The sequence below is a fragment of the Flavobacterium sp. NRK1 genome (genome assembly GCF_024054175.1).
Taxonomy (GTDB): Bacteria; Bacteroidota; Bacteroidia; order Flavobacteriales; family Flavobacteriaceae; genus Flavobacterium.
In genome coordinates this window covers 901156-918409 of record NZ_JAMXLA010000001.1, presented here as the reverse complement: position 1 = coordinate 918409, position 17254 = coordinate 901156, and the positions used below count along the sequence as shown (strand labels likewise).

General features: G+C 36.7%; 19 protein-coding genes and 1 tRNA gene. 14 read left to right on the top strand and 6 right to left on the bottom strand.

The window, feature by feature from the left end:
• Positions 1 to 85 precede the first annotated feature (85 nt).
• Together NHE85_RS04455 and NHE85_RS04450 are read left to right on the top strand one after the other, a co-directional pair.
• Positions 86 to 1015, top strand: a complete 930-nt coding sequence (locus NHE85_RS04455) for a type IX secretion system membrane protein PorP/SprF (protein WP_252810061.1) — start codon at positions 86 to 88, stop codon at positions 1013 to 1015.
• A 20-nt stretch (positions 1016 to 1035) separates the two neighbouring features.
• Positions 1036 to 2901 carry an OmpA family protein gene (locus tag NHE85_RS04450; protein ID WP_252810058.1) on the top strand — a complete coding sequence of 622 codons (1866 nt, stop codon included), beginning with the start codon at positions 1036 to 1038 and terminating at the stop codon, positions 2899 to 2901.
• Positions 2902 to 3108: 207 nt separating this feature from the next.
• Here the strand turns inward: NHE85_RS04450 and NHE85_RS04445 are convergent, their stop codons facing one another.
• A complete protein-coding gene (locus tag NHE85_RS04445; RefSeq protein WP_252810056.1) occupies positions 3109 to 3561 on the bottom strand; it encodes a 6-carboxytetrahydropterin synthase in 453 nt (150 codons plus the stop codon).
• Positions 3562 to 3669: 108 nt separating this feature from the next.
• On the opposite strand from NHE85_RS04445, the gene NHE85_RS04440 reads away from it, so the two are divergent.
• Entirely contained in the window at positions 3670 to 4308 is a 639-nt protein-coding gene (locus tag NHE85_RS04440; protein WP_252810054.1) for a 2OG-Fe(II) oxygenase, read from the top strand.
• Here the strand turns inward: NHE85_RS04440 and NHE85_RS04435 are convergent.
• Positions 4298 to 5068: an enoyl-CoA hydratase/isomerase family protein gene (locus NHE85_RS04435; protein ID WP_252810052.1), complete on the bottom strand. Its 771-nt coding sequence runs from the start codon at positions 5066 to 5068 to the stop codon at positions 4298 to 4300. The two genes, NHE85_RS04440 and NHE85_RS04435, sit on opposite strands and share 11 nt — an antisense overlap.
• 121 nt (positions 5069 to 5189) lie before the next feature.
• Here NHE85_RS04435 and NHE85_RS04430 point away from each other — a divergent pair.
• Positions 5190 to 5263 (top strand) — tRNA-Ala (locus tag NHE85_RS04430).
• Between the two features lie 61 nt (positions 5264 to 5324).
• On the top strand, positions 5325 to 5975 hold the full coding sequence (locus NHE85_RS04425) for an SMI1/KNR4 family protein (RefSeq protein ID WP_252810050.1): 651 nt from the start codon (positions 5325 to 5327) through the stop codon (positions 5973 to 5975).
• A 41-nt stretch (positions 5976 to 6016) separates the two neighbouring features.
• On the opposite strand, the gene NHE85_RS04420 is transcribed toward NHE85_RS04425, so the two are convergent.
• Positions 6017 to 6376, bottom strand: coding sequence for a heavy-metal-associated domain-containing protein (locus NHE85_RS04420; protein WP_252810048.1), 360 nt, complete (start codon positions 6374 to 6376; stop codon positions 6017 to 6019).
• Positions 6377 to 6558: 182 nt separating this feature from the next.
• Between NHE85_RS04420 and NHE85_RS04415 the strand changes: the two genes are divergently transcribed.
• Positions 6559 to 6999 carry a VOC family protein gene (locus tag NHE85_RS04415; RefSeq protein ID WP_252810046.1) on the top strand — a complete coding sequence of 147 codons (441 nt, stop codon included), beginning with the start codon at positions 6559 to 6561 and terminating at the stop codon, positions 6997 to 6999.
• A 69-nt stretch (positions 7000 to 7068) separates the two neighbouring features.
• Here NHE85_RS04415 and NHE85_RS04410 read toward each other — a convergent pair whose 3' ends face one another.
• On the bottom strand, positions 7069 to 8067 hold the full coding sequence (locus tag NHE85_RS04410) for an alpha/beta hydrolase (protein ID WP_252810045.1): 999 nt from the start codon (positions 8065 to 8067) through the stop codon (positions 7069 to 7071).
• 192 nt (positions 8068 to 8259) lie between these two features.
• Here NHE85_RS04410 and NHE85_RS04405 point away from each other — a divergent pair, with 192 nt between their 5' ends.
• A complete protein-coding gene (locus NHE85_RS04405) occupies positions 8260 to 8823 on the top strand; it encodes a DUF4256 domain-containing protein (protein WP_252810043.1) in 564 nt (187 codons plus the stop codon).
• A gap of 104 nt (positions 8824 to 8927) precedes the next feature.
• Entirely contained in the window at positions 8928 to 9890 is a 963-nt protein-coding gene (gene rlmF / locus NHE85_RS04400; protein WP_252810041.1) for a 23S rRNA (adenine(1618)-N(6))-methyltransferase RlmF, read from the top strand.
• 84 nt (positions 9891 to 9974) lie between these two features.
• On the opposite strand, the gene NHE85_RS04395 is transcribed toward rlmF, so the two are convergent.
• Positions 9975 to 10256, bottom strand: a complete 282-nt coding sequence (locus NHE85_RS04395) for a hypothetical protein (protein ID WP_252810039.1) — start codon at positions 10254 to 10256, stop codon at positions 9975 to 9977.
• Between the two features lie 745 nt (positions 10257 to 11001).
• Between NHE85_RS04395 and NHE85_RS04390 the strand changes: the two genes are divergently transcribed.
• The 6 genes from NHE85_RS04390 to NHE85_RS04365 are packed head-to-tail and all read left to right on the top strand — an operon-like array spanning position 11002 to position 15886.
• Positions 11002 to 11397 (top strand): OB-fold putative lipoprotein, encoded by a 396-nt coding sequence (locus tag NHE85_RS04390; protein ID WP_252810037.1) that lies wholly within the window; start codon positions 11002 to 11004, stop codon positions 11395 to 11397.
• Positions 11398 to 11404: 7 nt separating this feature from the next.
• Complete coding sequence (locus tag NHE85_RS04385) at positions 11405 to 12250, top strand: DUF5777 family beta-barrel protein (protein ID WP_252810029.1); 846 nt, start codon at positions 11405 to 11407, stop codon at positions 12248 to 12250.
• Between the two features lies 1 nt (position 12251).
• Positions 12252 to 12614, top strand: a complete 363-nt coding sequence (locus NHE85_RS04380; RefSeq protein ID WP_252810028.1) for a cytochrome c — start codon at positions 12252 to 12254, stop codon at positions 12612 to 12614.
• A 12-nt stretch (positions 12615 to 12626) separates the two neighbouring features.
• Positions 12627 to 13178 carry a YceI family protein gene (locus NHE85_RS04375; RefSeq protein ID WP_252810027.1) on the top strand — a complete coding sequence of 184 codons (552 nt, stop codon included), beginning with the start codon at positions 12627 to 12629 and terminating at the stop codon, positions 13176 to 13178.
• 7 nt (positions 13179 to 13185) lie between these two features.
• Complete coding sequence (locus NHE85_RS04370) at positions 13186 to 13704, top strand: ankyrin repeat domain-containing protein (RefSeq protein ID WP_252810025.1); 519 nt, start codon at positions 13186 to 13188, stop codon at positions 13702 to 13704.
• A gap of 34 nt (positions 13705 to 13738) precedes the next feature.
• Complete coding sequence (locus NHE85_RS04365; RefSeq protein ID WP_252810023.1) at positions 13739 to 15886, top strand: T9SS type A sorting domain-containing protein; 2148 nt, start codon at positions 13739 to 13741, stop codon at positions 15884 to 15886.
• A gap of 94 nt (positions 15887 to 15980) precedes the next feature.
• Here NHE85_RS04365 and NHE85_RS04360 read toward each other — a convergent pair whose 3' ends face one another.
• Positions 15981 to 17210, bottom strand: coding sequence for an NAD(P)/FAD-dependent oxidoreductase (locus NHE85_RS04360; RefSeq protein WP_252810021.1), 1230 nt, complete (start codon positions 17208 to 17210; stop codon positions 15981 to 15983).
• Positions 17211 to 17254 lie beyond the last annotated feature (44 nt).

The window sequence follows — 17254 nt, the reverse complement described above, 5'->3', positions numbered from 1 at the left end:
TAACCACTTAGTAAATGATTTTTCAGGGATTGTATTTAAAAAATCTGCCCTATTATTTTTTTGCAAATTAACCAACACACATTACATGAAGAAACTTTACCTTGCAGCATTATTGGCTCTGGGCGGCCTTGCAGATGCTACGGCACAGCAGGACCCACACTACACACAGTACATGTATAACATGAATGTTATTAACCCTGCTTATGCGGGTTCAAAAGAAAACCTTTCTTTTGGATTGCTATACCGTAAGCAATGGGTAGATATTGAAGATTCTCCAACTACGATGACCTTTTCAGGGAGCAGCCCTGTAGGTAAGAATGTAGGTTTGGGATTATCGGTTATCAATGATAAGATAGGGCCTGTAGAAGAGACTAACGCCTATGCGGATTTCTCATACACACTAAACCTTGGTGGCGAACACCGTTTAGCTCTTGGTTTAAAAGCCGGTGCTACTTTTCATAATGTTGGCTTATACAGCGATATTGGAGATGGCCACGTACCAGCACCAGGCGACCCTGCCTTCTCTTCTAACGTAAATAATACGTTTTTCAACATTGGAGCAGGATTTTTCTACTACACCAACAAATACTATTTTGCAGCATCTGTACCGAATATGCTAAAAAGCAAGCACCTTGATTACAAGCCGGCAAGCCAGCAGTTCGGATCAGAGGAATCACACTACTTTATTACCGGTGGATATGTATTCCAGCTTAACGACAACCTGAAGATGAAACCATCATTTATGGTTAAGTCGGCATTTGGTGTTTCCCCCTCTATAGACGGGTCACTTAACTTTTTATTCTTCGAACGCTTTGAGATAGGAGCTACCTACAGGCTTGATGACAGCTTTGGCGGTATGGTAAACTATGCTATAACTCCTAACCTGAGATTAGGTTATGCTTATGACCACATTGTATCAGACCTTAATGTAACAACACCTGCATCTCACGAGATCATATTGTTGTTTGATTTGAACTTCCCTAAAAAAGTATCACGTTCACCACGTTATTTCTAATCTAAAGCGACTAAAAGAAAATGAAGAACTTATATATCACCCTAGGCTTTATGCTTGCCACTATGGCGGTAACAGCTCAGACCAAGGAAACAGAGAAAGCAGACAAACTTTATGCTAAGCTTGATTATATAGATGCAGCCAAAGAATACCAGAAACTGGATGGCAGCCCTTATGTTTACAAGCAGATAGCAGAGAGCTACTACAACATATTCAACTCAAAAGAGGCGGTGCAGTGGTATGCAAAAGCAACAGCTACCCCTCAGGAAGCAGAAGTGTATTACCACTATGCACAAATGCTTAAGGTTGAGGGCAAGTATGAAGAGGCTAATACCCAAATGAAGAAATTTGCTTCTATGGCACCACAGGACCAGAGAGCAATTCAGTTTAACCAGGATCCTAACTACCTGCCTAAGCTTAGAAATCAAACAAAAATGTATGACGAGAAAGTACTTGACATCAATGATGACAAATACGGATCGTTCGGCGGAGTACTTGCTGATGATAACAGTTTCTATTTTTCAAGTTCAAGAAACACGGCAAGAAAAAAATACGGAACAAACGAACAGCCGTTCCTGGACCTTTATACCTCTACCTACAATGCTAATGGAACATTCAGTGAGCCTACTCCGGTATCAGACCTGAATACAAAATGGCATGATGGGCCTGCTGCTGTGAGTGCAGACGGGAAAACAATGTACTTTAACAGCGAAAGCTTTAACGAGCACAAGCAATTTGAAAGAGACAGGGATATGAACCTTAAATTAGGTCAGGTATTCCTTTATAAATCGGTTAAAGAAGGTGACAAATGGGGTGAGCCTGTACTGCTTCCTTTCAATAGTAAAGAGTGGTCTACTCAGAATCCATCAATAAGCAAAGATGGAAAATGGTTATATTTCTCTTCTGACAGAACCGGTACTTTAGGTGGCCAGGATATCTGGAAAGTAGAAGTTAAAGGCAACAACAGCTATGGCGAGCCTGTAAACCTTGGTCCTAAAGTAAATACAGGTGGTAAAGAAAGCTTCCCTTTCATTACTGATGATAACAAGTTATTCTTCTCTTCAGACAGACCTGATGGTTTTGGCGGACTTGATGTATTTGTAATTGACCAAAATAAAGGTACAGAGCCTAAAAATGTTGGTGCTCCTGTAAATACTGCTAATGATGATTTTGCATTTAGCTTTAACACAACTAAAAATATTGGTTTCTTCTCAAGTAACCGCAGCGGTGTAGATAAACTTTACCTTGCAACTCCGGTATGTGGCGTAGAGGCTGTAGTAGCTGTGAGAGATGCTAAAACAGGTAAAATTCTTGCAGGTTCAAGAGTTGCTATACTTGATGACAGAAACAACGTTATTGAAACCAGAACTGCAGGTGCAGATGGTAAAGTTACGTACAGTGTAGATTGTAACAGAGCTTATACTATTCAGGCATCTATGGAAGGATATGTAAACGGCAGCTTCCCGATAGCTAAAACTAACGGTGGTACGGTTGATGTTGCGGCTAATCTTGATCCGATTGAAGTTATTGTTAAACCAACTGAAGTTGTACTTAATGCTATATACTTCGAATTTGATAAGAGCAACATTACAAAAGAGGCTGCATTTGAGTTAGATAAACTTGTTGAAGCAATGAAATCTAATCCGGAAATGGTTATCATGGCGAAATCTCACACTGATAACAGAGGTTCAGATAAATACAACATGGCACTATCTAACCGCAGGGCTAAAGCTACAGTACAATACATTATCTCTAAAGGAATTGCTAAAGAGCGTATCTCAGGTCAGGGTTACGGTGAAAGCGAGCCTAAAGTTAACTGTGGCGACAACTGTACAGAAGAGCAGCATGCACAAAACAGAAGGAGTGAATTCCTTATCGTGAAGAAATAACATTAAGCGTTTCTTAACAAACCAATCTATATTAAAAATCCTGCCCATTGGGCAGGATTTTCTTTTTACAAGTAACCCCTCTGTTATCTTGCAATTAATGCGGCATAGAAACTCTATTTGCTATTTAGGCTTGTTTATTCAATAATTATAGCATACGTAAAGTAGTAAGAAGTTATTTCAAAAAGAAGCCTCCGATAAGGAGGCCTTCTATATGTTATCGCTTTGAAACCATTCGGCGAAGGAAGTATCAGTTTCCTGAAGCCTTAGAGAATGGAGTGTAATACTGTCAGGTAGCCGTTTAATAATTTTACCGGCAAAATCTATTACCATATTTTCACTCGTTGGCTGGTAATCTACAAGTATTACATGGTGTCCGCGTTGCTCGAGTTCATGTGCCAGTTCTACATGAGGAGTATTTTTATTAAATACAGTAGCATGGTCAAAAATATCAACTATTTCTTCCTTTACAATTTTTTTCAGGTCGCCAAAATCAATCACCATCCCAAACTTTACATTATTAGAATCTGTTATAGGAGATCCGATAACCGTGACCGAAAGTTTATAGCTATGGCCGTGTACATTTTTGCATTTGCCATCATAGCCATAAAGCGCATGGCCGGTTTCGAAAGTGAACTGTTTAGTGATCCTGATCTTACTCATTATAGATGTATTAGGGTGCAAATTTACTAAATATTATGCATCGTATCGATTTATTGTAAACGTATTGGTTTTCAAACTATCTTTGACCGCTTTTTTACACGCACCACTATGGATGATAATCTGCTGAATCCGTTATATGAGAAGGTTATATATGACCTTATGAAACAACAATATAGTATTGTTGATGAGTTTTTTACGAAGGAAGAGGTGCTGGATCTACGAGCTTCTCTTTTGCAAAAATATGAAGAGGATGAATTTAAAAAATCGGCTATTGGCAATCAGGCTAACGAGAAGATTATTGGTGCTATTCGTGGTGATTTTATACTTTGGCTGGATGAGCAAAATACTGACGAAGCGGAAGCACGCTTTTTTTCTAAGTTAAACAACTTTAAAGATTACCTTAACCGTACCTGTTTTATGGGTATTAATGAAAAAGAATTTCATTATGCGGTATATCCTGAAGGGACATTTTACAAACGCCATTTGGATACTTTTCAAAATGACAGCCGACGTAAACTATCTATGGTCTGTTATCTTAATGATGAAGACTGGCAGCCTGAATATGGTGGTGAGCTTGCCATATATTTAAATGAAAATGGAACTGAAAAAACGGTAAATATTTATCCGCTTCAGGGCAGGATGGTTGTGTTTGAAAGCCAGATACTGGAACACGAAGTGAAGCCGGTAAAAAGGGAACGCTTAAGTATTACCGGCTGGCTGAAAACAAGAGGTGAAGCTATTTTTTAAACTGTGCTAACGCGTTTTTGGTAAAGTCTGACAATACCAAACGCCCTGATATTTTAGCTCTTTCCTTTAAAATTGTGTCCCAGTTTTCAGTACCTTCCCATAAAACTTTTTTCATATCGGCTAATGCTTCAGGATTGTAGTTTGAAAGTTTTTGTGTGAAAATGTCTAGTTCTTTGTCTAGTTCTTTGATATCTTCAAAAACTTTTGCATAAAGTCCTTTCTCCTGAGCCCAGTAAGCATTTTTCCATTCGTGGGCGGCAAGTGTCATTTCAGATAACGCTGCTTTGCCCATTTTTCTTTCTACAGCAGGCGCAATTACAAACGGGCCTATGCCTATGGCAAGTTCTGAAAGCTTTATGGCACTGTTTACAGTTGCAAGGGCGTAATCGCATGCTGCAGCAAGGCCTACGCCTCCACCAACAGCTTTACCATGAATGCGTCCTACAATTAGTTTAGAACAATTACGCATGGCATTTATAACATTGGCAAATCCGGAAAAGAATACTGCGCCCTGCTCCAGATTTTGCACAGCCAGTAATTCGTCAAATGAAGCACCTGCACAAAACGCTCCATTACCTTCACTTTTTAAAACAATAATATTAACCTGAGGATTATTGCTTAGTGTGTTTAATTCATCTGTAAGTCGCTGTAATAGCTCACCAGGGAAAGAATTACTTGCGGGGTGACCGAATTCTACAATTGCAATATTATTTTCGTATTTTGTATATAAAGAGCCATTTGGCCTTGTAGTAGTTGTCATAAAGTTATTTTAGAGTATAAAAATAATGCAATTGCCAAAAAAAGCACAGCATTTTTTTAAAAGATTATATTTAGCACTTGTTTGTTGAATGGTATTTATATTATATTTGCTGCAACTTAATGGGGATGTAGCTCAGCTGGCTAGAGCGCTTGCATGGCATGCAAGAGGTCGTGGGTTCGACTCCCATCTTCTCCACAAACATAAACCGTGGCTTATTTCTCTGTAAATAGCTGCGGTTTTTTATTATACTTCTCGTATGAACGATAGAAAATTTATCAGTAAACTTCGCAGATTAATTAAAAAATTTGAAAAGAGCAGATTTAAAACTATAGATGAACAAATCAGAAAATTTGAATATTTAGGTTCTGAAGTATGTGAAAATGGCGCTGTATTGATCGGGAGGGCTCCTCATATTGCTAAATTTGCATGGTCACACTCAATATACAAACCATTAACAGATGAAGAAATAAGTAAACTTTCGAACGATTTAAAAACCGATATTCCTGAAAGCTATAAAGTATTTTTGCAGGAATATAGTAATGGTTTAAGTTTTTTTGTTTCAACATTTTATTTAAACGGACTTAGGAAAAATATAGGGCGTTCAATAGAAGCTTCGCGTCAACCTTATTCTTTAGATACAGTGAATCTATATGAACGGCCTAAGAACGCCAAAGAAAGTTATTTTTTTATTGGAGGCTACAACTGGGATGGTTCGCATTTATACATTGATAAAGCGGATGGGAAAGTCCATTTTTGTGCCAGATGGGATGCTACTTCACTTTATAGCTGGAACTCTTTTGAAGAAATGCTTGAGTCTGAAATTTTAAGGATTATTCCATTGTTTGATGAGAATGGGGTTAAATTAGATAAGGATCTTTTTACGACTCCCATAGAAATGAGTAATTAGCCCGAAATAGCTGGCTATTAATTGGCTAATCATTCTAATATTTATTTTTTGCAGCACCCGTCCAATGCTTCATAAGCTACGGCATCGGCTTTCACATCATCAGCATCATAACCAAGTTTACTTATTGCTGTTTTTATTTTGGTAAGATCTGTTTTTTTAGAGTTGTAGGTTACTTTAATTGTCATTTCTTTCTCGTCGAGAACAACCATCTGCACACCTTTCTCTTTTAGTAGGGTTTGATTAAACTTTAGTCCGCAAGTTTCACAGGCTTTGCAATGGTCACAATATATAGCTGTTTTAATTGTTGCTGTTTGAATAGTTTTCTTTTGCTGAGCCGCTACACCATTTGAAAATAAGAATACAATAAAAGTGACTACAAAAGTTTTTAAGAATAGTTTCATGGTATTATTAGGTTTATTTGCAAATATAATAATTGATTTATAACAACAATTTTAAACAAGGGACTTACATGTATTACAGTAATAACTGTTTTTAACCAAAACTTACGTTTGTACAAATATCCATACCTACGTTTTGTTTTTTTATATATTAGTTGCCTAATAAATGAATTAATCTAAAAATCATGAAAGCAATTAACCCGTGGATCAACTTTAATGGAAATGCCGAGGAAGCATTCAATTTTTATAAATCGGTTTTCGGCGGAGAGTTCATAAAGGTTGTACGTTTCAAAGACCTGGCAAGTGATGAGTTGCAGGTACCGGAAAATGAGACTGATAAAATAATGTACATTTCCCTGCCCATAGGAAAGAATAATGTATTAATAGCTAATGATGTTCCGGATTTTATGGGACGTGTAAACGAAAATGAAAACAGGTCAAAAATAGCAGTGAGCACAGAAACCCGTGAAGAAGCTGATAAAGTATTTAACGGCCTGTCGGCAGGCGGAGATGTTGAAGGGCCTATTGGCGACAGTCCTTGGGGTACATACGCCGGAATGTTAAGGGACAGGTATGGCATTGAGTGGATTGTTGAATTTGATCCCAATGGCAATAATCAGGATTAACTAAGTTGCCTTTTTATATTTAGAATGCTTTTATTCGGCTTATAAAATAAGTATCAGAATATTAATAAGTTATTTTGAAAGTGTCCATTCTATTATTTTCTTCATTGCAAGATCATCCATTAAATAGAGAGATGTTCCAATAGGAGCATCTTTTTTTGTTAGCCAATGATTCAGCCCATCGAAAGTTTCTATATCAATATAATTGTTATTAAACCGGGTAATTAACTTAATTTCTTCTGTATGATTGATTATTTTATCTTTTGTACCTGATAAATAAAGAGTAGGAGTAGTTATATTTTTTAATGTTTCTTCAATATCAAGATTAATCATTTCCATTAAAAAATCGTCATTCATTAATACTATGAATTTACTATTAAAACCTTTTTCCTTTATAAATTTCTTTATTTCTTTTTTTGATTTTAAAGAGCCATTTGAAATTGTTGTAAAATATGATTCCAGAAAAAGCATAACTTCTTCTTTTGTTTTCCCTTTTTTCATAATTTCAGGGATACTATTTTTATAGTCCATCTTAATTTGATTTAAAACAAAAGCCCCGTTTTTAATAATTGGGGTTTCAATTAAGATCAGAAAATCAGGTTTTATCTCACCTTTTTGCATGCCTTCGAGTACGGCAATACCTCCTAAACTATGCCCTATAAATCCAATGCTTTTATGTTTAAGGTTTTGGTGTAAATATTTATAACCGAAACATAAATCCTGAGATAAATCACCAGCCAGTTCAGAATATATTCCTTCTGATTTACCAATACCCCTCTCATCAAAACGAAATACAGCTATTCCATTTTTTAATAGGTTTTCCGTTAAGATAAAATGTGAATGCCTTGTATCTTTTCCACTACCGGGAACAATTATTACTACTTTCTCATAGTTTTCTTTTGGTTCGATTAAAGTCCCTGATAGTTTAATTTTACTGATATCATTAAAAAAAACAATTTCTTTATGATTATAAATCCGCAGGCTGTCAGCTCTCTTTTCATAGCTGAAGATTTCCTGAGAATTTCCTTTGTACATAAATAAAAAGATGAAAAGTATAAGTGCAGATTTCATAATAGGATTAAAGATGTACTACAATAACTTACTTATGGGACTTTTATTTTTCTTACGATTATTATTAATTAAAAATCATAGCTATAACAATAAATGTTTAACCTTAACTTACATTGTTATTAAAGAGCAACAATTTTATTTCTTACATTTAGACTACGGACACGAAAACTTGTAATATAATAGTATAACAACATGAGTAATAAAAAACAATTATCTCAGGAACAGGCTGAAGAACTGCTTAAAGTATTAGCGCTTCGTTTTGAGAAAAACATGAATAGGCATAAGGATGTTAAGTGGGCTGATGTTAAGGCTAAGCTGGAAGGCAATGCCGAAAAATTATGGTCGCTTGATATGATGGAGGAAACTGGTGGCGAGCCTGATATTGTAGGCTATGACAAAAAAACAGGCGAATACATTTTTTATGACTGCGCAGCAGAAAGTCCTAAAGGGCGCAGGAGTTTTTGTTATGACCGTGCAGCACTTGAAGCAAGAAAAGAACATAAACCGAAAGATAATGCTGTAGATGCTGCTGCAATGATGGGAATTGAACTTTTAACGGAAGAACAGTACAGGCAACTGCAAACAATGGGTAAATTTGATACTAAAACTTCAAGCTGGATAAAAACTCCCGATGCTATAAGAAAACTTGGGGGAGCGGTGTTTTGCGATCGCCGTTATGATACTGTTTTTCTCTATCACAATGGTGCAGAATCGTACTATGCTGCACGTGGTTTTCGCGGTATGTTAAGAGTTTAGTTCTAAGAATTAATAAGGTATTAGCTTTAAAGCATTTTTTTGACGAATTTTGTGACTTCTTAAATTGTAGAAGTTTCCCATTTCTATAGAAATCATAATACATCATGTCGTCAGAAAAAAAACAGATTAAAACAGAACTGCATCCCCGAAATAAAAACAGGGAGCGATATGATCTTGTTGCGTTACTACATTCAAATCATGAATTGGCAAATTACTTAAAGCCAAATAAATCAGGTGAAGATTCTGTAGATTTTTCAAATCCTGTAGCCGTAAAACTTTTAAATAAGGCAATACTTAATCATTATTATGGAATAAAACACTGGGATTTTCCCGATGAGAATTTATGTCCGCCCATACCGGGCAGGGCAGACTACATTCATTACATTGCCGATCTGTTAGGGGAGAGTAATTTTGGAAGAATGCCGGAAGGAAATAAAATTACCTGCCTTGATATTGGGGTAGGGGCTAATTGTATTTATCCGGTTATTGGTGTTACAGAGTACGACTGGAGTTTTATTGGTGTCGATAGTAATACTGACTCTATAGCATCTGCACAGCAAATTGTAAATGCTAATAAGTCACTTACGGATAAGATAGAATTAAGGTTACAAAAAAATCCGTCATTTATTTTTAGGGGTATAATTAATGAGGGAGAAAAGATAGATGTTACTATCTGCAATCCTCCTTTTCATGCTTCTGCTGAAGATGCTCAACAGGGAACCCAGAGAAAAGTAAATAACCTGTCGGGGAAAAGGAACAAAACTGCCGAGCTGAATTTTGCAGGAGTAAGTAATGAACTTATATATGAGGGTGGAGAACATGCGTTTATTCATGCTATGATTGCAGAAAGCAAGCAAAATGCTAAAAATTGCTATTGGTTTTCTACTCTGGTATCTAAACAATCTAACCTTAAAGGAATTTATAAATCACTGGAAAAGCTGGAGGCTCATCAGGTAAAAACCATTCCTATGGGAACCGGAAATAAATCTACACGTATTGTAGCCTGGACATTTCTTTCGAAACAGGAGCAGAAAGACTGGAAAGAATTGTGGTGGAAGACAATATAAATCAGTTATAAGACCAGACATTACAACAAGGAGGCGCTTGAAATTATTTCAAACGCCTCCTTTAGTTAAGTGATTATGTAAATATTATAATCTTACTATACCTGTAATGTACGGATTACCATTTAATGGCTGGAATATTTCCACAATGGCCTCCCACATTACTTCTGATGGCGGCATTGAAGCTGTACATTTAAAACGATAGTTTGTGCCTGCAACAACCTGTGTTGAAACTGACTGGGGAGTATATTTTACTCCTACAAATCCTCTCATTGCTTCATCAAACACTTTTTGATCTTGTGGTGTTAATTTGTGATAAGCTGTCCATCCTCCAAGTACCGGAGCTTCTACTGAATTTTGAGTTGACATAATTTTAAGTTTTTTTAGTTGATTTTCTTACTCGTAAGGCTTTTCAGAAAACGCCACGTTTGTTAAAGTGGTTTCTGTCTCCACTTATAATATCAATCGATTGACTATTGCAAGCTATAAATAATAAGGGTGAAAAAATCGCGTATAAATACCAGTTTTTAGATTAGGTACATCTACCTGATTTTTTTCTAAATAGCAGATGAAAGTACTGTTTTTGCCTGTAAAGTGTTGTTTATTAGTGTTTAATATTGCTTTAAAATAATGTAATTCAGAAAGATTTGCATTTATAAAAAAGCTGTTAACATAAAAAAAGTCCTAATAACATTTTCTTTTAGTTGTATTGAAGTAAGGATAATGGCGGGGTAACGTATGCTTTACACCTGTGTCATATTTTCGCTACAACAAAATCAGGTATAACATAAAACATATTGCTTATAGATAAATAGAAAGATAAAAATAGTTTAGTAGGTTTAGTTTAATCAAAAAACCCTCTTTTCCATTAGTGAAAAGGGGGTTTTTTAATTAAAACGGGTTTTAACTATTTTTTTTCTCGACAGTATAATACCAATTCTCAATCAAACCTGCCGAATTCTAAATCGTTAAAAATAAGGGTGAATTTATAACTAATTTCGTTTTTTTAATAAGCTTCGTATTTTTAATCTTTTGTTTTTTTGTTAAAAAGAGTAAATACAAATATTGTATTAACACGTATGTAGTTTTAGGATCATTTTTTTACCCCAAAATAATGAAAAGGAGAAATTTTAAAATAGTGGTACTGCTGCTGCTGGTAATTTTATCGGGAGTATTGTACGGCTATTATGGTTTTTTATATAAACAGGGCAGAGATATAAGCAGTGAAACATCTGCTTATAAAACATCTGCAAATGCTATAGCAGATGAGTATGCTGTAAATATTGCTGCGGCAGACTCTAAATATCTTAACCAGACACTGGAAGTAAAGGGCAATGTAACTGAAATAAGAGATTCTTTACTGCTGCTTGATACAAAAGTAGTTTGCGGATTTGATACAAAACCTGCCAATATTATCCTGAATAAAACTATAACCGTAAAAGGAAGATGTATTGGGTTTGACGAGCTTTTTGGCGAAGTGAAACTCGATCAGTGCACAATTAAACAATAACAGATACATGAAGCGATTATTACTTTTAACAGCATGTTTTTTTGGAATGGCAACTGCCTATAGCCAGGAAGATCTGCTTTCTGAACTTGACTCTACCCAAGTAGCGGATTCTTATGCTACGGCAGCCTTTAAAGGATTACAGGTAGTAACCCTGCAAAGTACTAAGATGGCTGCTGCCAATGAATTTTATTTTGTGGTGTCCCACCGTTTTGGAACTGTAAAAGACGGTATTTCTGAATTTTTTGGACTTGATAAAGCCACAACAAAAATCGGGACTGTATATGGTGTTACCGACTGGCTTTCGGTAAGCGCTTCGAGACATACCCTGCTAAAGGTATATGAAGTGGGAGCAAAATACAGGCTGGTGCGGCAAAGCGACGATTTTCCGGTAGATATAGTTGGTTATAATACTATTGATGTAAACTCGCTTCTGGATAAAGACGATTATCCGAAAATGGAATTTTCAGACAGGCTTACTTATATAACACAGCTTTTGGTGTCCAGAAAGGTTACAGAAAAACTTTCACTCGAGATTGTACCTTCTTATATACATAAAAACCTGTATCAGCCGGAATTTGAAAATGATAATCAATTTTCATTGGGAGCAGGTGGAAGAATGAAACTTACTAAAAGGCTTTCCCTTAATATGGAATATGTGTACAATTTTGATAAGCCTGATTTTTATGTTAATCCTTTATCTGTAGGGTTGGATATAGAAACCGGAGGACACGTTTTTCAGTTATTGTTTACAAACTCGCAGGCAATGACAGAAGGTGGCTACATAACAAATGCAGCGGGAGACTGGGGTAAAGGAGATTTTTTCTTTGGGTTTAATTTATACAGGGTATTTTAATATGAGAACGAAAATATACATAGGTCTTGCAGTAATGGTAACAGCTTTTTATAGTTGTGATTCTCATACATATGAAGAGATCGAAGAACAACAGGTAATTGTAGGCAAGGTAACCTACGAGGCAAACGTGAAATCTATTATAAACAGCAATTGTGTGAGTTGTCATGCAGTTGGTGAAGTTGCAGGTTATACACCGCTTACTACTTATGAAGAAGTGAAGTATGCTATGGCAACAAAAGATCTTCTTAGCCGTGTACAGCGCGAAAACAGTGAGGCAGGAGTTATGCCGCAAACGGGCAGGATGCCTCAGTCAAAAGTAGATGTTATCGTGCAATGGTATGAAGATGGATTATTGGAAAATTAAAATAAAGGCATTATGAACAGATATCTTGAAATTATAATTTGTGTAGCATGCCTGCTTATTTCGGCAGCCTTTTACGGACAGAAATACAGTACGCGAAGCGGTAACCTTAAGTTTGAAGCATCTGTACCTTCTTTTGAAGAAGTAGCAGCCGAAAACAAATCGGCGTCAGCTATACTTGAATCTTCCAATGGCGACTTTGCAGTTCTTAGCCTTATGAAAGGTTTTCGTTTTAAAGTAGCATTAATGGAAGAGCACTTTAATGAAAACTATGTAGAGTCAGACAAATACCCTAAAGCTACTTTTAAAGGAAAAATAGAAGGTTTTGATATTTCTAAATTATCTGCAGAACCTAAAACCTTCACTATAACCGGTGATCTTACCCTGCATGGTAAAACTAAAAAGATAACCGATACAGCCAGGATTAGTAAATCAGGAGGCAATATAATTGTTGTTGGGAGTTTTGATGTAAAACCTGCCGATTTTGATATAGAAATACCTAAAGTGGTAAGTAGTAAAGTGTCTGAAAAAGTAGAAGTTACTTATAACCTTTCTTTATCTAAATAGTATAAATATGAAAAAAATCTTCTCCTTACTTGTTTTACTTTCTGCGTTATCCAATGCTCAGGTAAAATCAAAAGATGTATTTGATGTTGCCCGTTCGGGTACCGTTGAAGAAATGAAAATATTGGTGCAGAAAAATAAAGATACCATAAACCTGCTCAATCAAAGTGGGTTTTCACCTTTAATACTGGCCTGTTACAGAGGTAATACACCTGTTGCAGAATATTTAGTTAAACATGTAAAAGATGTTAATTATAACAGCCCAAGCGGTTCTGCGCTGGCAGCAGCAGCTGTAAAAGGAGATACAGGAATGGTTAAAATGCTGCTGGAAAACAAGGCGAACCCGGACCTTGCAGACGGTATGGGTATGACACCCCTTTTATATGCTTCGCAGTTTGAAAATAAAGAAATTATTATGCTGCTGCTAAAGTATAAAGCAAATAAAAAGCTTGCGAATAATGAAGGTAAAACGGCAATGGATTATGCGGTATTTAATAAAAATCAGGAAATTATAAACCTGTTAAAATGAAACATAAAACTCAACATAAATTAAATTAGTGAAAATGAAAAAAATTCTACTCCTTACAACTTTACTGTTGGGTGCTGCAGGCCTGCATGCCCAAAGTAAAGCAACTGCGGCGGTAAGCCTTACTACCGGCATGACGGCCAAATTAGAACTTAACAGCACAACATCAACCGCTACACTTACATTTACGGGGCCTTCTGACCGATGGTTTGCCCTACAGATAGGGTCTTTTACAAATAGCGGCGGTATGCAGGACGGAGCCGATTTGGTGTACTGGAACGGAACAACACTTGTTGATGCCAACCAAAATGGTGTGGGCATAACACCAAGTATTGATGCGGTTAACGACTGGACAAGTTCAAGTACTGTTTCCGGAACTACCAGAACTATAGTGGCTACAAGAGCTTTTAATACTGGCAGCAATGACGATTTTACATTTGTTTATAGTGATATCAATATAGATTTTGCATGGGCAAAGGCTAGCTCTGCCACAAATACTATAAATGCACACGGTACCAATCGTGGGTATAGCCTTAACAATGCTTATAACTGTGTTGCTCCTGATGCTCCTGATGCTTTGGCTCAAACTTTTTGTGCCGGGGCAACTGTTGAAGATCTCACAGCTGCAGGATTAGAAGGTGCAACTTTAAAATGGTATGCCAATGCTACAGGCGGTACCGCTTTAACAGGATCAACAGTACTTACAAATACTACCTATTATGTTTCTCAAAAACTTGGAGACTGCGAAAGTACAAGAACCGCAGTAGCTGTAACAATTACTACTGTACCTAAGCCTACAATTGCTGACAGCACTCCTGAATTTTGTTCACAAAAAACTATTGCAAATCTTGAAGTTATGGGGCAGCCGGGCGCAACTTTTACATGGTATAATGAACCTGTAGGCGGAACGGTTTTACCTGTTACAACTGTGCTTGGCAATGCTAACTATTACGTTTCTCAAACAGTGGGTGACTGTACAAGCGACAGGCTTTTAATAACGGTAAGTTTATTTACTATACCTAAGCCAACTGCAAGTGAAGAGCAGTCTTTCTGCTCAGAAAGCACAGTTGAAGACCTTGTAGCTACCGGGCAGGATGGTTCTGTTATAAAATGGTATATAACTCCTACAGGAGGTACAGCTTTAACAGGCTCTACGGTTTTGGTTGCCGGAGATTATTATGTATCTCAAACAGTTGGTGATTGTACCAGCGAAAGAAAACATATTGTTGTAAGCTATACAACTTTAGAGAAACCTACTGTGCCTAGTGAAATAGCTACTGTTTGTGATGGAGCTACAATAAATAACCTAACTGTTAACGGATTGCCTGATGCTGAATTTACATGGTATGAAAATGCAGAAGGCGGTGAACCTATTGACGAATCTACCGTTCTTGTAGATGGAGAGAATTATTTTGTTTCGCAAACCGTGGGCGATTGTGTTAGTAACAGACGTGGTGTTGTAATAAATATTGATGAATTGCCTATTCCTGAAGCAGAACACAACCAGAGTGTTTGTGAAGGCTCAACAGTAAGCGATCTTGAGGCTGATGGTATTGCCGGATCAGTACTTACATGGCATAAGCCGGAAGGCAGCCCTGCATTAGGTGCAGATGCTGTATTAACTGCCGGAGATTATTATGTTACACAAACAGTAAACGGATGTACAAGTGCTGCTAAAGAAGTGATTGTAGCATTACTGCCTACACCTGAAAAACCGGGTGGCGATGCAACCCAGCAGTTTGAAGAAGGTGACGATGTGAGTGATTTTACCATTACTACTGTTGAAGGCGCTACTATTCAGTGGTATGTTATGGATGGAGATAACTTACAGCCTATAGGTATGGATCATTTACTTGTAGATGGTAAGGATTATTATGTAACCCAAACGGTAGGCGATTGTGAAAGTGAACCTTTAAAAATTACTGCTGATGAAATTTTGGGCACGCCAACTTTCAATATGAAAAAATTAATGGTATATCCTAACCCTGTTAATGATGTGCTTAGTGTTTCCTATAAAGATACAATTACAGCTGTAACTGTAATTAATATGCTTGGCCAGGCGGTTATATCGCAATCTGTAAATGCAGATAAAATTGATGTAGATACATCTAAACTGCAAAGCGGCAGTTATATTCTTAGGATTACAACTCCTGGCGGTACAGCTTCGGTAAAAATAGTTAAATAACTAACTATTGGTTTGATTGGTTTTTAGAAGCTCCCTTTTTGGGAGTTTCTTTTTTAATACCTGATATAAAAAAATAAAGCGCCTATTGGGCGCTTTATTCATTTTGCAGCATATATGCCATAGATTTTATAACCCTGTCGTGCTTTTTTACAAACGGGTTTTCCTCATTCCACACATAACCTGCCAGTACAGAACATATTTTTTGTTTTACATCCTGATTTTCCGGTCTGTGAAAAAACAGTGTTTGCAAATTTCCGGTATACCATTCTTTTACATAAGTAGCAAAAACGTCAACCCCTCTTCTCATGTAATCTGAATATTCTGTTTCCCAGTCCACTTTTTCGCCTTTTAATTCTTTCAGGAATAATTTAGCCGAAAGCATGCCGGATTCTGTGGCAAAGCAAACTCCTGAAGAAAATACCGGATCTAAGAATTCAGAACTGTTTCCCGTAAGGGTATAGCCCGGACCATAAAGCTGTTTTACAGAACAGGAGTAGTTTTCTATTTTATGCGGTTCAAATAAAAAATCCACATCTTTAAAACGGTCACGATAAAAATCGGAAAGATTAATAATTTTCTTTAATGCTTCGGTATTGTTGGCTCCGCCTATAGCATTAATATAACTTGTTGGCCCTACAACCCCTATGCTTGTGTTTCCGTTAGAAAAAGGTATTACCCAAAGCCATACTTTAGTTTCCAGAATATCAAAAGTAATCAGGGTTCCTTCTGTGCCTTTAGGCCTGTTTATATCTTTAACATGGGTAAACATTGATGAGTTTTCAGGAATGGAAGAAGGAGCATCCAGTTTTAATATGCGTGGCAGTACACGGCCGTATCCGCTGGCGTCTATTATAAATTTAGCTTCTATTTCACGAATGTTTCCATCTTTATCCTTGACAGTAGTTATTGAGTCTGTTCCGTTAAAAACAACATTCAGTACTTCTGTTTCAAATTCCAGGTCTACACCTTTTCGCCTAACTTCCTGAGCAAGGGTATTATCAAAATCGGCACGGGGTACCTGCCATGTCCAGTCCCATCCGTCACCAAACTTATCACTAAAGTCAAATACGCAAAGTTCTTCATCTCTTATAAAACGTGCGCCAAATTTTTTTTCAAAATCCATTTCTAAAAGAGCTTCTAAAAGGCCTGCTTCATCAAAATGATCCATCACCCTCGGTATAAGGCTTTCGCCTATCACAAAACGGGGAAATTTAGAGCGTTCCACAACCTTAACATTTACTCCATTTTTATACAGGTAAGAGGCTGCTACACAGCCCGAAGGCCCTGCGCCAATTACCAATACATCTACATGCTCTTTTAACATTGATAAATTGTATTAATCTTAAAATAATCTTAAAAAAATTCTAC